Here is a 19854-nt window from a genome sequence, read left to right on the forward strand (position 1 = left end):
TTCTGTAAAGAAATTGCAAAATAGGGAAAGCGAGCGGGATTTTAAAATGATATCCCTAACAAAGGCCCTATCAAACTGAAAAATTCACATTCAATTGCTTATATGAATGAGCCATTGAGCTCAAAACCATCCATCTAAAGTAAATCTCTATTCGTCGACACATTTTTTGGTTTTAGATAGGAATAAGAAGATGCCTCCAGCTCAACTTTAATTTTGTACCCGTCTCAAATATTAAAACCATGAAACACTTTTACCATCTAATAACAATTTTGACTGCTTTTTTGATTGTGGGGACCCATCCTTCAGCGGGGATTCTTCATGCACAGTCTGAACCTTTTGATTGTACCTACAATGCCTACCTTTTTCAGTACAATGATATTTATGCCATTGATTTGGCCTCAGGGAGTTCTTATTTGGTCAAGGAGGATATTTTGTCAAGTTCCATTAATGGTGCTGCGTATAACTCTGCTGATGGTTTTCTCTGGGGCTATGTATCCGGTAATCCTAAAACCATTGTAAGAATTGGAAAGAACTTTGAAACAGATGTTTATACAATTCCAGAAATTCCGGTCACCAACAACAATTACGTTGGGGATATTGACCTTTTTGGGCAGTATTATTTCAGATCAGGGAATTCTACCTATCATCATGTGGATTTAAATCCAGAGTCACCCAACTATTTGCAATATATGGGTAGTACTACGTTGAGCAAGAGCATCAATATTCACGATTGGGCTTTTAATGCTGCAGATAATATGTTGTACACTGTAGAAAAGAAAACCAATGTTTTATATCGAATCGAAGTAGAGACCGGAAATGTTGAAAGCCTGGGAGTAGTACCTATTTTATCCGGAAACAACTACACCTATGGCGCTGTGTATTTTGATGTAGACGGTAACTTTTATGTTTCTGCCAATCAAACCGGGACGGTTTACGTAATTCGAGCCGTTCAAAATATAGTTAGTGGAGAAATGAACTCCAATGTTTTTGCTTTTGGACCAGCTTCTGCCAGTAATGATGGCGCCCGTTGTCCTTCCGCACCAGTTCCACAGGAAGATTGTATAAATGGTTTGGATGATGACGGGGACGGTCTTGTGGATTGTGATGATCCTTCGTGTTCCGGTGTTGCCTCCTGTCCTGTAATTGAATTGACTTCCAGCGGAAATGATGGTGGATTGGAAAGTAATGACCGTCTGGGCAACTTGATTAGTAAGAGAAACTATAAAAGAGCAAAGGATAACTATAAATTTGATGCTCTCAGTGCAAAAAGAGTCAAGAAAACCAGTAACTACTTGAGAAAAGGGGCTTATTCACCTTCCGCAATCGAATTGAACGCCCTTGTTCCACTTGGAATCATAGGGGAGAGCAGTACCATAGAATCAGCTCCAGAAGACTTGTTGAATTTAACCAATGCAAGTGATATCTACGCAGTAGATTATTTGAATGGAACGGAAACCATGAGCGCTTTAATGATTATTAAGACGGAGGAACAGGTGTATGAACACAGTAAGTTTATCTGCGATCGTTTCTTGGGAGCACAATTGTTGTCCGTGTCCACATTACAGCTTAGGGAAAAGGATTTTATTAGGTCGATTATTAAGCAAGCGGATGGCACCAAGGAATTTGCCCTGAGTTTCTCCGCTAGGTTAAACGAACAGAATGGTTTTGTAGTGGAATCGCATTGGAACATTGATGCGTACTCGCCCAATACATCCTACTATAACTTCCAGATTTGGTCCAATTCTGTGGACAATCTTTTAAAGTTGGCAGATGAGATTTTGAACTTATTGGAGGCAAGTGCTCCGATTGTGGACTATAAAACATCCACGCCACCACCAGTGTTCGTGAAGTCGGCTAAATATGAACGCGGTGCAGTGTACATGAACGTGGTGAACAACAACAAAACAGAATACATCCGTTTGGAAGGCGGTCTTAAGCGAAGTGAAACAAGCGATTCCCAATTTGTTGGTTTAGAATCGGTGATTGACGGCTATATTGACTCAGTAAAGGTGGAAACGGGAAATATCTTTGATTTTGGTTTCCGGATTTCCAACGAAAATGGTGACACTCCTGATGATTTGTTTGTGGCCGATGCTCCTTGGGGGTTAGACGATAGTCAAGCGGGGACACAAATCACACAATACGAAGTATTGGCGAGTGATGAGACATATTATGGAGACGGTTATCCTATTGAAAGAAACATCAGTCTAAAGGCAACCACAGATTCTTATGTGGGCGTTTACCGGGCGTTAAGTCCAAGATTTGCCGCCGTGAACCTGTCCGACTACAATAATCTGGTTTTTACCGCCTCTGGAACAGGAACCTTGGAAATTCAATTGATTAAAGGAGATGGTTCGTTTTACACCCATGAGGTAGCCATCAATGAAGAATCAGAAATTTTTTATCTAGATCATGAATTGTTTCGAAATAGTGATGGAGCCAGTACGGATTTCTCAAATTTGAAGGTGATACAGTTCAATCTTAAAGCCAGTGGAATTGCTGAGCAAAAAGCCATGGAACTGAGTTCAGTGGAATTCACCAATACCAGTAAACCGGCCAAATTTATTGATCAGAACTTAAACCGTTCCGTCGTAAGTCCAAATCCGGTGACAACAACCACTAGCTTGTACTTCTATGATGAAATGGGAGGTGAGTTCACTTTTCAATTGTTCGATATCAATGGTAGGGCCATAGGTTCCCATGCAATTACTGGCAATGTTCAAATGGGTCAAAATAGTATTCAGATTGATAGGAAAGGATTGGATGCCGGTTTATACCTATACCGTCTGGAAAGCAGTAGTAAACGAATTTGGAGTGGACGTATTCTAATGAAATAAGACTTAGAGTACAGACAAAATGAATGAAAAACGGCCTTGAATTTCAAGGCCGTTTTATGTTGTCAGTTTACGAGTTATAGTTCTCTATCCATTTTTTGGCATTCACAAAAGCTTGAAGCCATGGAGAAACCGCATCTTGTCTATCCTTTGGATAGTGCGCCCAATTCCATGGAAAAGTAGAACGCTCAATATGCGGCATGGTCACCAAATGTCTACCTGTTTTATCGCAAAGCATGGCTGTATTGTAATCACTGCCATTGGGACTTGCAGGATATCCATCATAACCATAATGTGCTACAATATTATAATGATCTTCACCATGAGGAAGGCTAAATTTACCCTCGCCATTGGAAATCCATACCCCTAGGGTGGTTCCCGCCATATTTGATAGCATCACGGAGTTGTTCTCTTGGATTTTTACCGAAGTGAAATTACTCTCGTGCTTTCCAGAATCATTGTAGGTCATTCTACCATGGGTATCATGCTCCGGATTGATAAGGTCCAGCTCCATGAACAATTGGCAGCCATTACAAATACCTACGGATAGCGTATCGGGTCTGGCAAAAAAGTTCTTAAGGGCCTTGTTGGCTTTTTCATTATACTTGAATGCTCCGGCCCAGCCTTTGGCACTTCCCAACACATCAGAGTTGGAAAACCCGCCTACGGCTCCGATAAATTGAATGCCCTCCAGAGTTTCGCGTCCTGTGATGAGGTCGGTCATATGGACATCTTTCACATCAAAGCCGGCCAAGAACATGGCATTGGCCATTTCCCGTTCCGAATTGCTTCCTTTCTCACGCAAGATGGCAGCCTTAGGTCTACTTCCAACAGCAGGAACTTTAGGTAATTCGCCGGTAAAGCTTTCTGGAAAACTGTACTGCAGGGGTTGATTCTTGTAGTTTTCATAGCGGTCTTTGGCTAAACCATTGGCGGTTTGCTTGTCATCCAAGAGATAAGAGGTCTTGAACCAAGTGTCACGGAGCGAAGCAATATTCAATCCGATTTCAATACCGTTATTTTTAATCTGCAAGTTGTTTTCCGAAGTAACCGTTCCGATTCGTTTTGCATCAATTCCAGCTTTTTCAAAAGCTTCTTCAATGGAATCATCCTTGGCTTGAAGAACCAGTCCGGCGTTTTCAGAAAAAAGAAGCTTAATACTGTCTGATTCTCCTAAACCGGACAAATCTAAATTGGCTCCCAAATCATTATCTGCAAAGCAGAGTTCCAACAGGGTCGTGATCAATCCCCCAGAAGCTACATCGTGCCCGGCTAGAATTTGGTCTTCCTTAATAAGCTTTTGAAGGGTATTGAACACCGTCTTAACATATTCTGCATCCAACACCGAAGGAGCTTCATTTCCAATTCCGTTTAGGATTTGTGCAAAGGAACTTCCTCCTAGTTTATGTTCATCTTTGGAAAGGTTGATATAAAAAATATCCCCACCATCTTTTTGCAGAACAGGCTCCACAACCTTGGTGATTTCATCACAATTGGCGGCGGCAGAAACTATTACAGTCCCTGGAGAAAGCACTTCCCCATCCTTGTATTTCTGCTTCATGGAGAGCGAGTCTTTGCCCGTGGGTACATTGATGCCCAAAGCAATGGCAAATTCGGACAGTGCTTCCACAGCTTCGTACAATCTAGCATCTTCACCTTCATTTCGGCAGGGCCACATCCAGTTTGCAGAAAGGGAAACAGACTTCAAACCATCTTTAAGTGGAGCCCAGACCATGTTGGTCAATGCTTCAGCTACGCTATTACGACTTCCGGCCACTGGATCGATCAAGCCCGAAATAGGGGAGTGCCCAATACTAGTGGCTATTCCTTCTTTACCTTTAAAATCCAGGGACATTACCCCGCAGTTGTTCAAAGGCAATTGTAAGGGGCCAGCACACTGTTGTTTGGCCACATGACCTCCAACGCAACGGTCAACTTTATTGGTAAGCCAATCTTTGCAAGCGACGGCTTCCAATTGCAATACCTGCTCCAGATAATCATGAAAATGCTCCAAAGAGTAGGATAGTGTTTCGTATTTTCTGTCTACTGAAGTGTCATCCATGATAGTTTTGGGAGAGCTCCCAAACATATCCGAAAGCTCCAAATCCATAGGTTTTTCTCCAGTTGATTTGGATTCAAATGTGAATTTATGGTCGCCTGTCACATCTCCTACATTGTACATGGGAGATCTCTCCCGGGCGGCTACCCGTTCCAACAGGTCCATATCCTTTTCTCCTATAACGAGCCCCATACGTTCTTGGGATTCGTTTCCGATCAGCTCTTTTTTAGAAAGGGTGGGGTCTCCGATGGGCAGTTTGTCCGTATTAATGTTACCTCCGGTTTCTTCCACCAACTCAGATAGACAGTTGAGGTGTCCGCCCGCACCATGATCGTGAATTGAAACAATGGGGTTGTCATGACTTTCAACTAGTCCACGGATGGCATTGGAAGCCCGTTTTTGCATCTCAGGATTAGAACGTTGAACAGCATTCAGCTCAATAGCAGAGCTAAACTCCCCAGTATCTGCACTGGAAACTGCGGCACCGCCCATTCCAATACGATAATTATCTCCACCTAGAATGACTATTCTGTCTCCTTTTTTGGGAGTATCCTTTAAAGCCTGATCTGTTTTACCATAACCTATGCCTCCGGCCAACATGATTACCTTGTCAAAGCCCAGCCGTCTTGCTTCTTCTTCATGTTCAAAGGTAAGTACGGAGCCAGCAATCAAAGGTTGTCCAAATTTGTTCCCAAAATCGGAAGCTCCGTTGGAAGCCTTGATCAAAATATCCATGGGAGTTTGATACAACCACTCCCGTTCATTCATTCCTTTTTCCCATGGACGGTTTTCTTCCAGACGAGAATAGGAAGTCATATACACCGCGGTTCCTGCCAAGGGCAATGAGCCCTTTCCACCGGCCAAACGATCTCGAATTTCTCCTCCAGAACCTGTGGCAGCGCCATTGAAGGGTTCCACAGTGGTTGGGAAATTGTGTGTCTCTGCTTTTAAGGAGAGTACAGAATCGAATTCTTTTTCTTCATAAAAATCAGGAACATCGGCACTTTTTGGAGCGAATTGTACTGCTTTAGGACCCTTGATGAAAGCCACATTGTCTTTGTAGGCAGAAACAATATCGTTGGGATTTTCCTGAGAAGTCTTTTTAATGAGCTTAAATAGGGACGAGGGCATCTCTTTCCCATCAATGATAAAAGTACCATTGAATATTTTGTGGCGACAGTGCTCTGAGTTTACCTGACTGAACCCAAATACTTCAGAGTCGGTCAATTTACGATTCAGTTTTTTGGATAGGTTTTCTAAATATTCAACTTCTTCATCGTTTAATGCCAACCCTTCCTTTAGGTTGTAGGCAGCAATATCATCAATCTCCTGAATGGCTTCAGGAACAATATTGATAGTAAAGATATCTTGGTCCAGGCTTTGATATTTTTGGGTGAGCATAGGATCAAAATCCAAAAAGTCCTCAGAAACAGCATGGTATTCCTCAATTCTAAGAATTCCAGTGATTCCCATATTTTGGGTAATCTCTGTAGCGTTGGTACTCCAGGGAGTGATCATAGCTGCACGCGGCCCAACAAAAAAGGCGTCCAGGGACGCCGCTTGTATTTTAGGTTGGTTGCCAAACAACCACGTTAGTTTTTTGTTGTCTTCTTGGGTAATTTCTTCAGTGGTCTGGACGGCAAAAACCTTGGTCGCCTTGTCCCCAAAAAAATGGATCATACAGTTTGTGCGTTGAGCGGTTTAAGAAAGTGCAAATTTACGATTTTGAGGTGGAATTTGTAATACGTAAAAAATGAGTTTTTAACTACGATTGTTGATAGAGAATAATCTTCTTGTCCAAGATTATAAATAATGGCTCCAAGTTTGATCCCTCACAATCTAAAATTATACCTGACCTTTAGCAAAATCTGCCTGTTTTGCAGTTCCCACGGTTGACTCATAGGATTAAGGGAGTTGTTGTTAAACACTAAAAAAACGTCGCCCAAGGGGGAGAAAATCCAATGAATTCGAGCATTTAGGCCCAAAACCCTGCTATCCGTATCGTATTGAAGATAACTGTTCAATTGTAAGTTAGACGTTACATTGAATCGCACTCGCAGTCCGGCCAAGGTTTGATCGAAGTCTCCGAAGGGCAATCGCCCCACATTTCGTACACCACTGAATTCAAAACCCAAAAGTGCACTGGGATTCCAGTTCAGGCTTAACTCAAACTCGTCCAAAGTACCATCATAAAAACTTCCAAACCACCAGGTGGCCATTCCACTTACCCTACGTTTGGCAGCAAATTCAGCTTCTAAACGATAGCGCATAAAATTATACTCGCCTACTGGAATGGTCACATTCTCTGCAATATCAAAAGGCTCCAGAATGTTTTCGCCTACTGGACGAACATTGGCCTCAACGCGGTCACCGCTTTCCAACCGCCAATTGATAGGTGCGGTGAATACACTGTAGGACTGCCAAGGTCCAGAAATATTTTCGACATAGGTAACAAAGAATTGATGGAACATCTGTCGAAGCCAAGGTATCTTGGGTCTGGGGGCAAAAGTGGCCCCAAAACGTGAAAAATGCACTCCTTTTCTTGGTACAAACCCTAAGGAAGGGTCAAATTGTTCACCAATACGAGCATAGGTGGCCGCAATGTCCCATCGATCATTGGGATAATCCACCTTAAAACCAACGGCCGAACGATCATCAGTTAAATCAGCTCTGTTGGCCAACATTACCCAACCACCTACCAAAAAATTCTTATCGCCATTGAAACTGGTAGTTTGATAAGTGAAATCGGCACCGGTCATCCAGCTATCTTCACGACCCAAAGGATCACCGGAAGAAGCTATAAGGCCTATGGTACTTTCTTTGAGAACATTTCTTCTTAATCTGACCACCCCCATATTGGTGGCGTCATAAGGTTGCCCCTCGAGTTCATAGGAATCTGTTCGAATACCGAGACCTCCAAATGCCGTCTTACCAATTCTTCCGTTCAATTTTGTCCCTGCAATAATGGGTATCTGAACATTATTCCTAAGTCCAATTCTTCTACTAAAGAATGGAATGACCGTACTTCTTCCTGTTCCAAAGCCAAATTCAAAAATGTCCGAGCCTTCTAAGAAAAATGTTCTTTTCTCAGGAAAGAATAGGGGAAAACGAGTAAGGTTGGTCTGGCGCGTATCTACTTCAGTTTCCGCAAAGTCTGTATTCACCGTAAAAGTGGCCACCACGTTGGGACCTATTCGCTGACTTGCGTCTAGGCTGATATCGGGGTCAAAAACTGTTGCACCTTCAGGTCCAATTTTATTGAGTTCTCCCACAAGAGAGGGACGCACGTTGAGCCCAAGCCCGTAATTAAAATCAGGAAGCCCGGTAACAAGACCGGCCCTACTGGTTTGAATCAACCATTGATCACGTTTCACATTGGCCCAACGAATGGTTTCTTGATTCCGTTGTATTCGCCGTTCTATATTGAAACCCCATTTGTCCAGGCCTTTTTTAAATGATATGCTCTGGATGGGAATTACAATCTCCGCGGACCATCCGTTCTCCGTAATTTGTGTTTTTGCATCCCAAACAGCATCCCAATCCTCATTTTCATCTTCACCTCTGTTCGATACCAGAGCGTCGTAACGGGCTGCCAAGGAATTTACGGCAAAAATGTAACCGGATTGACCATCTAAAAATGGGTCAATGACCAATTTCACATGATCCTCCTCTGAAATATCAGCATCCCTTATTTTGGAAAAGCGGATAATCTCCCCAGGATTTGAATCTTCACATACAATCCCAATGTACACCATTTTTGCATCTACCAATACCTGTACCGTTGTACGTTGCGAAGGTACCCCACCCTCTTCTGGAACGGTGGTTTTGAAAGAATCCAATTTTGGCGCCGACTGCCAGTTGGCTTCATCCAACATACCATCCAAATATATACGTTCTGTCAATCGCCCTGCTTCGAATGAGGGTCTTTCCGTTGATTGGGCTATGCTAAACCCATGAACTAACAAAAGAATAATGGATAGAAGGTTGGTAAATAATAGTTTCATCAAGTGGATGATTGAAAAGAAATTGAAATCTAATCACCCAAATGTACGTTATTACAAATTGTTTTTGGTTTTAGGGATAATCATTTAAACAAACATACCACCAGAAGCTTCAATACGTTGAGCGTTGATCCAGGCTGCCTCATCAGTACATAGGAATGCAACCACTGAACCGATATCCTCACTTTCACCAACTCTACCCAAAGCTGTAAGGGAAGCGATCATATCCACAATTTGGGGTGCTTGTTCAAACCGATCTTTGTTAAAGTCCGTATTAATGGCTCCAGGAGCAACAGTATTGGCTTTGATTTTCCTCTCTCCCAACTCCTTGGCCAGGTAACGCGTGTAGACCTCAATTGCTCCCTTCATGCAGGCATAGGCTGAGTACCCAGGAAAAGAGAATCGAGCCAGTCCGCTAGAAATATTTACTATTCCGCCACCATCATTTAAGGTGTTCAACAAGACTTGTGTCAAAAAATAGACCCCCTTAAAGTGTACATTCATTAAGTCATCAAAAGCCTCTTCGGTAGTTTCTGAAACGGAACCGTTGTATCCAAACCCGGCATTGTTGATTAAAAAATCGAAGGTTGAGGTGTCCAATTCATCATTTAATTGCTTTATCAGTTCGTTTTTGAAATTAGAGAAGGAAGCTACATCCCTGGAATCCAACTGAAGTGCTAATCCATGGCCTCCGTGAGATTTGATTTCATTAACGGTCCCCTCGGCAGCTTCTTTGTTGGAATTATAGGTGATTACCACATCCAACCCCTTTTTTGCCAAGTTAATGGCCATATCTTTTCCCAAACCACGACTACCTCCGGTAACCAATGCTATTTTCTTTCTGTTCATGATGTTTTTCTTTTTAAAAATTCAACACCACAAAGTTCTTGGGGATTCTGGCAAATAGTTTGCGCAGAGGAATCAAAGAATTGTAAAAATCAAATAATTTCTATTTTCCGGAAAGCGATAGGGGAGTGGCTGGTATGTTTCTTAAAGAAATTGGAGAAATGGGCGGTTTCCTCGAAACCTAGGGAATTGGCAATCTCCGAAACGTTCCAATTAGTGTGGCGCAATAATATTTTAGCTTCCTGTACAACTCGCTCAGTAATCATTCCAGAGGTGTTCTTGCCCATGGTCTCCTTTAAGGCACGATTTAAGTGATTCACGTGAACGCTAAGTTGATGGGCAAAATCGGATGCTGACCGCAGCTGCATGCGTTGCATTGGACTTTCTATGGGGAATTGACGCTCCAATAGTTCCATGAATAAACCAGAAATACGTTCTGAGGCGTTGGAATGTGTGTTTTCCGAAATGTTAGCGGGCTGCATTTTCAATGCTGCATGAATCAATTCAAATACCATGTTGCGCAGAACATCATATTTAAAGGTGTAATCAGAATCGATTTCAACAAACATTTTTTGGAAAATGGGAACAATCCCTTCCATTTGTTCGTCAGTCAGTTGAAAGACCAAGTTACCGTTGGGTTGAAAAACGGGATATTGTGTCAAGTCGCCAAACTGATGAAAGAAAGTATCTGTAAAAACGCAGAAATAACCTGTCAACTGTTCATCAATCCGTTCCCAGTTATAAGGAATTTGTGGATTGGAGAAAACAATGGCTTGTTTTTCCACATGAACCACTTTGTCAGCATAATGAACCCGGCTTTGTCCCTTCACCAAACTAATTTTAAAATAATCCCTGCGGTTAAACGGCATGGGTTTGGGTTTGGGACCGGCAAACTCATCCAACTTAAATACATTGAAATGTCCTATTCCCGACTTTACGCTTTCTGGCACGTAGCGATGGGCAGATTGATAAAACTCTTCTAAGGACACCTTTTTTTGCATGCCCAAAGTTACATAAATCAAATAATTAGTTGGACTTTTCCATCAAAGCCATGTAGAACCCATCAAAACCACTTTGTGATGAGAGGATACTTTGTTCTTTTACAAAAGTGAATTCGTGGCCAGCCTCTGAAGCTAAAAAATGCTGAACCTGTTCAGAATTTTCCTCTGGAAGGATGGAACAGGTGGCATAAACCAATTTTCCGCCCGGCTTTACCATTTTTGAATAGTCTCTTAGAATATCACGTTGAACTCCTTTGATACGTTCCAAGAATTCAGGTTGAAGCTTCCATTTACTGTCAGGGTTTCGTCGAATAACCCCAAGTCCGGAGCATGGTGCATCTAACAAAACACGATCAGCCTTGCTGTGCAATTTCTTGATTACCTTGGTATTTTCAATTACCCGGGTTTCCATATTGTGCACCCCATTTCGCCTGGCACGTACCTTGAGCTTCTTCAACTTACTTTCATAGATGTCCATGGCGATGAGTTGGCCCTTGTTTTCCATTTGAGCAGCCAAATGCAGGGTCTTTCCACCGGCCCCAGCGCAGGCATCCACCACACGTTGCCCAGGTTGTACTTCCAAAAATGGAGCCACTAGTTGGGATGAAGCGTCCTGGACTTCAAAAAGACCGTCCTTGAAGGTCTTGGTAGTGAAAACATTTTTTCGTTCTTTCAATTTGAGGGCGTCCGGATACCCTTTCAAGGTTTCAGTTTCAATGCCTTCATCAGAAAGCAGCGCTTGCAGTTGTTTTTTCTGGATTTTGAGGGTGTTGGCACGAAGGATGACCTCTGCCTGTTGATTCAATGCGGCGATTTCCCTTGTCCAAAGAGAACCGCCCAGGGCTTTCTCTCCCAATTCATCCAACCAATCGGGAATGGACTCTCTGTATTTTCTGATTTTGGAAAGTTCATCAAACCTACCTTTTATGCGCCGTTGGGGAGTACCTTCCAGCTGCTTCCAGTCTGGAATTCTAATTCCTCTTAACACGCACCAAACCCCAAATAATCTAAACAAATGTGGTCTTGAATAGGGCTCATGTGCTTCTGCAATTTCAGTATATAAACGCTTCCAGCGAACTATATCATAAGTAGTTTCGGCAATAAAACCACGATCCCTTGCTCCCCATCGTTTATCATACCGCAATATTTTTTCAATCACCTTATCGGCATATTCTCCTTCATTGAAAATAAGGTTCAGGGCATCTATTACGGCAAAAACAAGATTTCGGTGTAAACGCATGATAAAAAATCAGGTTGCAAAGGTATCATTTCTGCTTACTTTTAAGGAAAATAAATGCGATGCGAATTTTCATTCTTCTTTTATTGACCATAGTTTTTATTTCATGTGCCGACCAAAAACGTCAGCAACAATTTGAAAAGGTAACCGTGCTTCCGGTTTATGAAGATTCCGTTAGTATAAGGGCCATTACATTTTTGGATAGTAGAACCCTTGCTTTTGCAGGTAGCAAAGGAATCTACGGAACTGTGGATGTTACAAATCATAAGATTCGGGCCAATGTTCAACAATACGATTCCATTACGCCTCAATTTCGTGCTGTTGGAAAGATTTCTGAGGATTTTTTCATGCTTTCCATTGAAAGTCCGGCACTTTTATATAAAACGGGTGAAAATGGAACCATGGAATTGGTGTATAAAGAAGAGGGGGAGGGAGTTTTTTATGATTCGCTTACTTTTTGGAATGATTTGGAAGGAATTGCTGTGGGTGATACCGTCGATGGATGTCTCTCCATGATTATTACCAGGGACGGTGGCAAAACCTGGGAAAAGGTCCCGTGTTCTGATTTACCGAAAGGTATTGAAGGTGAAGGTGCTTTTGCCGCAAGTAACAGCAATATAGCTGTAATAGGTGACGAAGCCTGGATTGGTACGACCGAGGGTAGAATTTATCATACGGGCAATAAAGGGGCAAGCTGGAGTGTGGTTGACACCCCGATTATTAGTAAGGAAGCAGCTCAGGGGATTTATTCGCTTCACTTTTATGATGAGGACATTGGCTTTGCCATTGGAGGAGATTATACCCAGCCAGAATTGAACAAGGCAAACAAAATTAGTACACATGATGGAGGAAAGACCTGGAAATTGATTGCGGATGGGCAAGAACCTAACTACAAAAGTTGCGTGCAGTTTGTTCCTAATTCTGAAGGTGAAGGATTGGTCGCTGTTGGCTTTACTGGAATTTCATATTCTGGAGATGGAGGACATCAATGGAAAAAACTGAGCGATGAACCTTTTTATACGATACGATTTTTGAATGACTCGATTGCCTATGCAGCAGGGAAGAACCGCATCGCGAGGCTTACCTTTAAATGATTACGTAAGTGGCTCCTCATTGAGTTCCAATGTAAAAGAAGTGGCGTCCAAAGAGGCTTTAATCCCTATTGGAAAGGTAAAATTCTCTTTTAGGTGTCCGAAGCTCATACCATATACCGCGGGGATGTTCATCGGAGCTATCCGATCCATGATTACTTCTTTCAATGAAAAAGAATCTGAACCTTCTTTTTTATCACATCCTTTGCAAACTCCAAAAATAATGCCCGCTGCGTTCTTAAATGTTTTGGTGGACAACAATTGGGTGAGCATCCTGTCAATCCGATATGGAGCTTCGCCCACATCTTCAATACATACCAAACAATTGGTGTAATCAATATCATACGTGGTGCCGGTCATGGCTGCCATGAGTGAAAGGTTGCCCCCGACCAATTTTCCCGAAGTTTTGCCCGGAGTGATGACATATCGTTCAAAAACTGGATTTTTTTGGATCTCTTGGTCAAATTCATAATTCTTAAGGGCCTTGTTCTTCCATGGCTTCATCAACATCCTCTTCATTTGTTTGTAGGCATACGATTTGGGTTCGGGACCCATTGCCCCATGAAAACCTACTAAGCCTAACTTCACATAGAATGCCTGTAAAAGTGCGGTTATGTCGCTATAGCCAATCAATATTTTAGGGTTTTGGGCAATAATATCATAGTCGAGCATATCCAAAATACGGGTACAGCCATACCCACCACGAATACAGAAAATGGCATCTACCTTGGGGTTGCTGAACATGTGCATCAAATCTGCCGCCCTTTCCTCATCGGTATTGCTCAAATATCCTTTCTGATTTAAGACCCTGTCTGTATAATATGGCTTCATGCCCAAACTAGATAGGGTTTGAATGCTCTTTGTAAACGTTTCTGGAGAGAAGGCGTAACCAGGGGCCACCAATCCTACCATACTGCCTTTTTGAAGACGTTTAGGTTTAAGGGTCTGTTGAGGATAAGTTTCGGTCTGTGCAATGGATTTTGTGGTGATTCCCAGTGCAGCTGCGGCCAATGTCGTTTTTTTAATGAAATCTCTTCTTTTTGCCATGGGTCTAATTTACTTCAAACCATATAAATTCATGGAGAAAGGATGATTCTTGAACAACCTTTTCAAAAAAAGCTGATTATGATTTTATGGAGTCAATGCCCTTATCCTGTGATAAAAATAACAATGGCAAACACTTATAGGTGCTTATATGGCGGGGATTAACAGAATAGCTAAGTTGGGATTCAAACATAAAAAAAGCGACAATAACATGCCGCTTTCTTTTTCAACAACTAACCAAACCAACTATAGACTAAATCTTATACTGTTACCACTACAAAATTTCTTCCTCTTTTCTTGTACCACACGCCACGATATTTATAAAACTTTCTTCCTTTTACGTAGACCACTCTGTGGGCTCTTGGTAATGTTCTTACTTTAAAGCCCACTGGTGCAGCACATACCACATATTTTCTGCCTCGTGCCTTGTACCAAATACCATCGGAAACGTAGAAATTTGTCTTTTTATGAACCACCACCCGAGGTTTAGAAATGGTGGCCACCACGGTTCCATGTTTTGGATATATACGCACCACTGTTTTTTGTGCACTTGCTGCTACAATGCTTCCTACTAGTGCGATGGTAACCAATATTGTCTTCAATGCTTTCATAATGTAGATTTTTATGGATTTGTACTTTTAAGACTTGGGTTTTGGATAATGGTTTAATCCAAAGTTGGCTTTTCGATAAATGGTAAACCCTATGGATAAAGAGGCGAAAGCCAAACTTAGGTATAGTGCTGTTTTACCTTGGTTTGAATCTTGATTTGATATGTTTTTAAAAGCTCCGTGTACTTCAGTTTTCTGGTTGTTGAGCACATAGCGATGTTTCTGTCCATTTGCAGATAGAAACACATAGTTTTTGCCTTTTTGGTAAATGTCCAAGAAACTCTCAACCTTAATTTGATAGATTTTAGGATGTTTAGGAATATTTTCCAGTTTAAAACGGAAAGAAGCATCATGACTCGCTAAGTCTAAGTCGATAAGTTCAAATCTAGCAGGTACTTCTGAAATGGTTAAATCCAGTCTATCATTGAAATATATTTCAAAGTCATCGGAATACTCCAGAAGATTGATTGTGGTAGATTCGTTTAATCGGGGGTGTATATTTTTTAAAAGGTCCACTGCGGATTTTGGAGTCAAGTGGATGATCAATTCCTTGGAGTCCAATTTTATGAAGTAGCTTATCTCATCTGTGTTGTGTGCAAATGCCATACCCATAGCTAGGGCCCAAAGTGCCAATGTGATGTGAAATTTTTTCATAACCATTATCCTCCAATTCTAAAACTTTGATTTGGGGTACCCGAAAAACACAGAGGTGAAGAGGGGAAGTTATCGGTGATTACGTAGTAATATTCGTTATCAGATTCTGGGGTTTTACCAAACCTTCCATTGCATTCATCAAGCTCGGAAATACCCTCTACATATTCATAATCCTGAAAATAATAACCATCGGGGCATCCATTCGGTGCTGATATACCATCACCGCCTCTGGCTTCCGTTTTAAGTTGATAACCACTTTCCATTGCTGTAATGGTACTACCGTCATCAGCATAGCCATATTTATAATAAATTGGGAAACCATCTCCTGCGTAACCCACTTTGACCATTTCGGTGCCATTAGCACTTAGTCCGTCGAGATAGTTGGACGGCGTTCCGTGATAATGGTATCTTCCAGTGGGCTGTACGTGGGCATTGTTGCAATCCAATCCCAAAGCGGTGGTGGATTGTAACGCAGTAATGTTCCATTCCATATTCATTGTTCCGGTGGAGCCCACAAAAAATTCAGCGGTATAAGGGTCAACGGCAACTCCTGAGAAGAGCACACCAAAGGTGTGTCCTTGGCCGCTGGTGATATTGGTTGCCAATTGAGGGTCTGTGGTCATGGTGTATGTTTCTGAGCCCTCTGAAATGGTATTTGGATTCCCACCATTTGGGAATTCACCCACCAAGTGGTTTGCCACACCGTTGATTGAAATGGTTCTAATATCTCCTAAAATGGTCTCGCTATATTGTGAAACAGTACCCAGTTGGGTCTGAATATCCACAGCGCATCCCTCTGGATTCAAATTGATGGAGAAAACACTGGAAATATTGGAACAATCTATGTCTTCAACGTTGTTTTCAATATCTAAATCATCACTGGTCAGGGTTCCGTCATCGGATGAACAGGATAAAGTGATAATTGCAAACAGGAAGGGTAGGGGCTTCAATAGATTCATAGTCGTAGTTTTTAGATTTGAATCTATGACCTTAGTTTTTCCAAAAGGTTTAATCAAAAAAATGAGGGACTCATGGTCCCTCTAATTTTTTAAGTACTTAGGTGATTATCCTCCTCCCTTTCGTTTTCGATATTGTTGTAGCAATCGTTTTTTGAAATCCTCTTCGGCTTTTAACAGCAACAAGGTCTTGTTGGGAGAGAGTACTTTTCTAATCTTTGAAAGAAAAAATCTATTTGCTTCGTGTTTCTCGGTTTGCAAGGCAATCAATCTATCCAAAAGGTCTGAAGCTTCATTATTGGAGAGGTTATCAGCGAAAGATATTCGCTCATGCCGTTCCTTTCTTCTGATAGCTTCCAACTTTTCTTCATGTTCGTTATAGATGGGCCAAAACGATTGGGCTTCTTGGCTGGTCAATCCAATCCTTTCAGTAATAAAGGCCACTTTTAGTGTCTTTATTCTTTCCCTTGCGGGGCCTTGGGCATAAAACCAGGTGGTTCCTAATAAAAAAGCCAGTAATATTATGAGTCGGTTTTTATTCATAATCACTGTAATCTAAATTTAATTCTTCAATATCTTCTACATTTTCGTCCAAATAGTCCAAAATATTTTCCACTTCCAAGTTGTCATCCATGACATCGCTTAGTTCAATATCTTCCAAAGACACAGCTTCCGCTATTTCATAGCTGCTCATATCCAGTTGGGCAGTATCAAAATAATCATCGATTTCGGTGTGGGCCAAATCCTCAAAGCCAATTTGGGGTTCGGTGGTCCAGTTTGGGACAAAGACCAAAAACAACACCGCAGCTGCGGCTGCAGCGCCATAGAAGAATTTTCTATAGGGTTTGAGTTGAACAACCTTGCCTTTTTCACTGCTAATTGTTTTGGAAAGAACATCATCCGTCAGGTTGGAAAAATATGCTTCAGGTACAGTAAAACCATCTGTTTTGGGGATGATGGATTCCCCGGCAGCGGCTTCCTCTTGTTTGATTTTGTCCATGAGCCGGTCATGGAAACTATCAAAGTAACCTTCAGGGGTTTTGAAATTATTTTCTTTGTCCTTTTTCATTGTTTAGGTTTGACCATTAATCTGCCCAAAGGTTTAACCGTCCTTAAGATACGTTTCAATTTTCTTTACCGCCAAATGATAGGAAGCTTTTAGGGCTCCTACCGAGGTTTCCAATACTTCTGAAATTTCATCGTACTTCATTTCTTGAAAATACTTCATACTGAACACCAATTTTTGCTTGTCTGGAAGTGTGGCCAACGCCTTTTGCAGTTTGAGTTGTATTTCTGTGCCTTCGAAATACACGTCGGATTGCAAATTTTCGACCATACTGTTCTTCAGCTCTTCATCGCTTACCCCCAACTTTTTTGATTTTTGTTTCAAAAAAGTCAGAGATTCATTTGTGGCAATGCGGTACATCCATGAGTATAATTTACTATCGCCCTTAAAACCATCAATGTTCCTGTATACTTTAATAAAAGTATTCTGAAGCACATCGTCAGCATCATCATGGTCCAAAACTATTCTCCGAATATGCCAATACAAGCGTTCTTTGTAAGTATTGACCAATACTTCAAAGGCTTTGGCTTGGCTTTTTTTCTGCTTTAGCTTGTTGACTAAGGTTTCCTCAGCAATCAATTGTCCTAACAATTTGGTGCTAAGACTAAGGTAAGGGTAAAAGGTTTAATTAGATGGAAAAAGACTGCATTTCAACCAGCTTTTTGTATCCTTTTTTGGATTTCATAAGCTCTTCATGGGTACCTTGCTCTACAATCTTACCCTTTTTCAATACCACAATGGAATCTGCATTTTGAATGGTGGAAAGTCGGTGTGCAATAACGAGGGAGGTCCTGTTCTGCATCATTTTTTCCAAGGCGTCCTGTACCAAACGCTCACTTTCTGTATCCAAGGCTGAAGTTGCTTCGTCAAGAATCATGATAGGTGGATTTTTCAGTACTGCTCTGGCAATGGAAAGTCTTTGTTTCTGTCCTCCGCTTAGTTTGTTCCCACTGTCTCCAATATTGGTGTCATAACCATTGGGAAGCTCCATAATGAAATCATGGGCATTGGCCACCTTGGCTGCGGCTATAATTTCTTCCTCCGAAGCGTCTTCTTTCCCAAGGGCAATGTTGTTCTTTACAGAATCATTGAACAAAATGGAGTCCTGGGTTACCAAGCCCATGAGTCCACGTAGGGATTTTTTTGAAATGTCTTTGATGTTCACACCATCAATTAGAATCTCTCCTTCGTTCACATCATAAAAACGGGTCACAAGGTTGGCAATCGTACTTTTTCCACTACCAGATTGGCCCACCAATGCTACAGTATGTCCTTTTTCAACCTTTAGGTTGAAGTCTTGGAGTACATAATCTTCCTCGTATTTAAAGCTTACGTTTCTAAGATTGATACCTGTGATGAAATCACTTTTTTCATGCGCGTCTACGGCATCCTTTATAGGATTTTCAGACTCCAGTACTTCCAAGACACGTTCTGCGGCAGCATTTCCTTTTCGCACCCCATAAGATGCTTTACTGATGGCTTTGGCCGGTGTAAGGATGTTATAGGCAAGTCCCATATAGGCAATAAAAGAGGAAGCATCCAGGGTCTTGTCCACCAATACCATTTTACCCCCAAACCACAGAAGGACCCCAATGACCAGAATTCCCAGGAACTCCCCTGTTGGAGAGGCAAGATTTTGTCGGTTCAACAAAGAATTTGAAAACTTAAAGAACCGGGAAGTGGAATTTTTAAAGGTTTTGAAAAACTTGGATTCCGCATTAAAGGCTTTTATTACTCGCAATCCACCCAAGGTCTCCTCAACAATAGAAAGGAATTCCCCTTGTTCTTTCTGCACCCTGTCTGATTTACGCTTAAGCGATTTTCCAATTCGGCTAATGATCATTCCGGCAACCGGGATAAAGACAAAAACGAAGATGGTGAGTTTGGTGCTTATTCCAAACATGACTAAAATGGTGAACAAAATGGTTAACGGCTCACGAACGATCAGCTCCAGAATGGAGAGAAAAGAGTGTTGAATTTCCAATACATCTGAGGTGATACGGGCTATAACATCTCCTTTTCTTTTTTCTGAAAAATAAGATACAGGCAAATGCACAATCTTCTCGTACATTCTATTTCTAACGTCCTTTAGCACTCCATTTCGTAAAAAGGTTATGAAGTACATGGCCAGATAATTGAATATGTTTTTTAAAAGAAACAGCACCAATACCAAGGCAATTACAAGCACAAGCCCTTTCATGTCATCTCCACCTGAATAATCCGTCACCCGGTAGCTGATATAATCTTTTAGGTAGTCCTTAATATTTGAGATTCCTTCATAGGTAGGCTCCACATAGACCTTTTCCTCAGGCTTAAAAAGTACGTCCAACATGGGAATGAGCGCTGCAAAGGACAGTGCACTAAAAAGGGCGTACAGAATGTTGAAAAAAATATTCAACGCTCCATATTTGCGATACGGTGCCGCAAATCGGAGAATTTTTTTAAAATAATTCATTC

General features: G+C 41.6%; 15 protein-coding genes. 2 read left to right on the forward strand and 13 right to left on the reverse strand.

Annotation, left to right across the window (positions count from 1 at the left end; translation table 11 throughout):
• Positions 1-239: 239 nt before the first annotated feature.
• Positions 240-2837: a DUF6923 family protein gene (locus DX873_RS03315; RefSeq protein ID WP_116183095.1), complete on the forward strand. Its 2598-nt coding sequence runs from the start codon at positions 240-242 to the stop codon at positions 2835-2837.
• A 67-nt stretch (positions 2838-2904) separates the two neighbouring features.
• On the opposite strand, the gene purL is transcribed toward DX873_RS03315, so the two are convergent.
• The 5 genes from purL to DX873_RS03340 all read right to left on the reverse strand — a co-directional run bounded on the left by purL (position 2905) and on the right by DX873_RS03340 (position 11981).
• The gene (purL, locus tag DX873_RS03320) at positions 2905-6573 is read right to left on the reverse strand and encodes a phosphoribosylformylglycinamidine synthase (protein WP_116183096.1); all 3669 of its coding nucleotides are present in this window, start codon (positions 6571-6573) and stop codon (positions 2905-2907) included.
• Between the two features lie 152 nt (positions 6574-6725).
• Complete coding sequence (locus DX873_RS03325; RefSeq protein ID WP_116183097.1) at positions 6726-8897, reverse strand: carbohydrate binding family 9 domain-containing protein; 2172 nt, start codon at positions 8895-8897, stop codon at positions 6726-6728.
• Between the two features lie 84 nt (positions 8898-8981).
• Positions 8982-9743 (reverse strand): SDR family NAD(P)-dependent oxidoreductase, encoded by a 762-nt coding sequence (locus tag DX873_RS03330; protein WP_116183098.1) that lies wholly within the window; start codon positions 9741-9743, stop codon positions 8982-8984.
• 89 nt (positions 9744-9832) lie between these two features.
• Complete coding sequence (locus tag DX873_RS03335) at positions 9833-10741, reverse strand: helix-turn-helix domain-containing protein (protein ID WP_116183099.1); 909 nt, start codon at positions 10739-10741, stop codon at positions 9833-9835.
• Positions 10742-10766: 25 nt separating this feature from the next.
• On the reverse strand, positions 10767-11981 hold the full coding sequence (locus tag DX873_RS03340; protein ID WP_116183100.1) for an RsmB/NOP family class I SAM-dependent RNA methyltransferase: 1215 nt from the start codon (positions 11979-11981) through the stop codon (positions 10767-10769).
• Positions 11982-12040: 59 nt separating this feature from the next.
• On the opposite strand from DX873_RS03340, the gene DX873_RS03345 reads away from it, so the two are divergent.
• Complete coding sequence (locus DX873_RS03345) at positions 12041-13072, forward strand: WD40/YVTN/BNR-like repeat-containing protein (RefSeq protein WP_116183101.1); 1032 nt, start codon at positions 12041-12043, stop codon at positions 13070-13072.
• On the opposite strand, the gene DX873_RS03350 is transcribed toward DX873_RS03345, so the two are convergent.
• From DX873_RS03350 to DX873_RS03385, 8 genes are all read right to left on the reverse strand, one after another.
• On the reverse strand, positions 13073-14116 hold the full coding sequence (locus DX873_RS03350) for a S66 peptidase family protein (protein WP_116183102.1): 1044 nt from the start codon (positions 14114-14116) through the stop codon (positions 13073-13075).
• A gap of 257 nt (positions 14117-14373) precedes the next feature.
• Entirely contained in the window at positions 14374-14724 is a 351-nt protein-coding gene (locus DX873_RS03355; protein WP_116183103.1) for a DUF6515 family protein, read from the reverse strand.
• Positions 14725-14751: 27 nt separating this feature from the next.
• Positions 14752-15375 (reverse strand): DUF6702 family protein, encoded by a 624-nt coding sequence (locus DX873_RS03360; protein ID WP_147296595.1) that lies wholly within the window; start codon positions 15373-15375, stop codon positions 14752-14754.
• A gap of 5 nt (positions 15376-15380) precedes the next feature.
• Positions 15381-16334, reverse strand: coding sequence for a YHYH protein (locus DX873_RS03365; protein ID WP_147296596.1), 954 nt, complete (start codon positions 16332-16334; stop codon positions 15381-15383).
• A gap of 105 nt (positions 16335-16439) precedes the next feature.
• Complete coding sequence (locus DX873_RS03370; RefSeq protein WP_116183106.1) at positions 16440-16874, reverse strand: Spy/CpxP family protein refolding chaperone; 435 nt, start codon at positions 16872-16874, stop codon at positions 16440-16442.
• Positions 16867-17400 (reverse strand): hypothetical protein, encoded by a 534-nt coding sequence (locus DX873_RS03375; protein WP_116183107.1) that lies wholly within the window; start codon positions 17398-17400, stop codon positions 16867-16869. Before DX873_RS03375 ends, DX873_RS03370 begins: the two co-directional genes overlap by 8 nt.
• Before the next feature lie 33 nt (positions 17401-17433).
• Positions 17434-17976, reverse strand: a complete 543-nt coding sequence (locus DX873_RS03380) for an RNA polymerase sigma factor (RefSeq protein ID WP_116183797.1) — start codon at positions 17974-17976, stop codon at positions 17434-17436.
• Between the two features lie 49 nt (positions 17977-18025).
• Positions 18026-19852 (reverse strand): ABC transporter ATP-binding protein, encoded by a 1827-nt coding sequence (locus DX873_RS03385; RefSeq protein WP_116183108.1) that lies wholly within the window; start codon positions 19850-19852, stop codon positions 18026-18028.
• Positions 19853-19854 lie beyond the last annotated feature (2 nt).

Source organism: Flagellimonas nanhaiensis (assembly GCF_003382275.1).
Lineage (GTDB): Bacteria > Bacteroidota > Bacteroidia > Flavobacteriales > Flavobacteriaceae > Flagellimonas > Flagellimonas nanhaiensis.

Bases quoted from the DNA above. Each gene is read 5' to 3' on its own strand.
- DX873_RS03315 (WP_116183095.1), top strand. From the start codon at position 240: ATGAAACACTTTTACCATCTAATAACAATTTTGACTGCTTTTTTGATT.
- purL (WP_116183096.1), bottom strand. From the start codon at position 6,573: ATGATCCATTTTTTTGGGGACAAGGCGACCAAGGTTTTTGCCGTCCAG.
- DX873_RS03325 (WP_116183097.1), bottom strand. From the start codon at position 8,897: ATGAAACTATTATTTACCAACCTTCTATCCATTATTCTTTTGTTAGTT.
- DX873_RS03330 (WP_116183098.1), bottom strand. From the start codon at position 9,743: ATGAACAGAAAGAAAATAGCATTGGTTACCGGAGGTAGTCGTGGTTTG.
- DX873_RS03335 (WP_116183099.1), bottom strand. From the start codon at position 10,741: ATGCAAAAAAAGGTGTCCTTAGAAGAGTTTTATCAATCTGCCCATCGC.
- DX873_RS03340 (WP_116183100.1), bottom strand. From the start codon at position 11,981: ATGCGTTTACACCGAAATCTTGTTTTTGCCGTAATAGATGCCCTGAAC.
- DX873_RS03345 (WP_116183101.1), top strand. From the start codon at position 12,041: ATGCGAATTTTCATTCTTCTTTTATTGACCATAGTTTTTATTTCATGT.
- DX873_RS03350 (WP_116183102.1), bottom strand. From the start codon at position 14,116: ATGGCAAAAAGAAGAGATTTCATTAAAAAAACGACATTGGCCGCAGCT.
- DX873_RS03355 (WP_116183103.1), bottom strand. From the start codon at position 14,724: ATGAAAGCATTGAAGACAATATTGGTTACCATCGCACTAGTAGGAAGC.
- DX873_RS03360 (WP_147296595.1), bottom strand. From the start codon at position 15,375: ATGAAAAAATTTCACATCACATTGGCACTTTGGGCCCTAGCTATGGGT.
- DX873_RS03365 (WP_147296596.1), bottom strand. From the start codon at position 16,334: ATGAATCTATTGAAGCCCCTACCCTTCCTGTTTGCAATTATCACTTTA.
- DX873_RS03370 (WP_116183106.1), bottom strand. From the start codon at position 16,874: ATGAATAAAAACCGACTCATAATATTACTGGCTTTTTTATTAGGAACC.
- DX873_RS03375 (WP_116183107.1), bottom strand. From the start codon at position 17,400: ATGAAAAAGGACAAAGAAAATAATTTCAAAACCCCTGAAGGTTACTTT.
- DX873_RS03385 (WP_116183108.1), bottom strand. From the start codon at position 19,852: ATGAATTATTTTAAAAAAATTCTCCGATTTGCGGCACCGTATCGCAAA.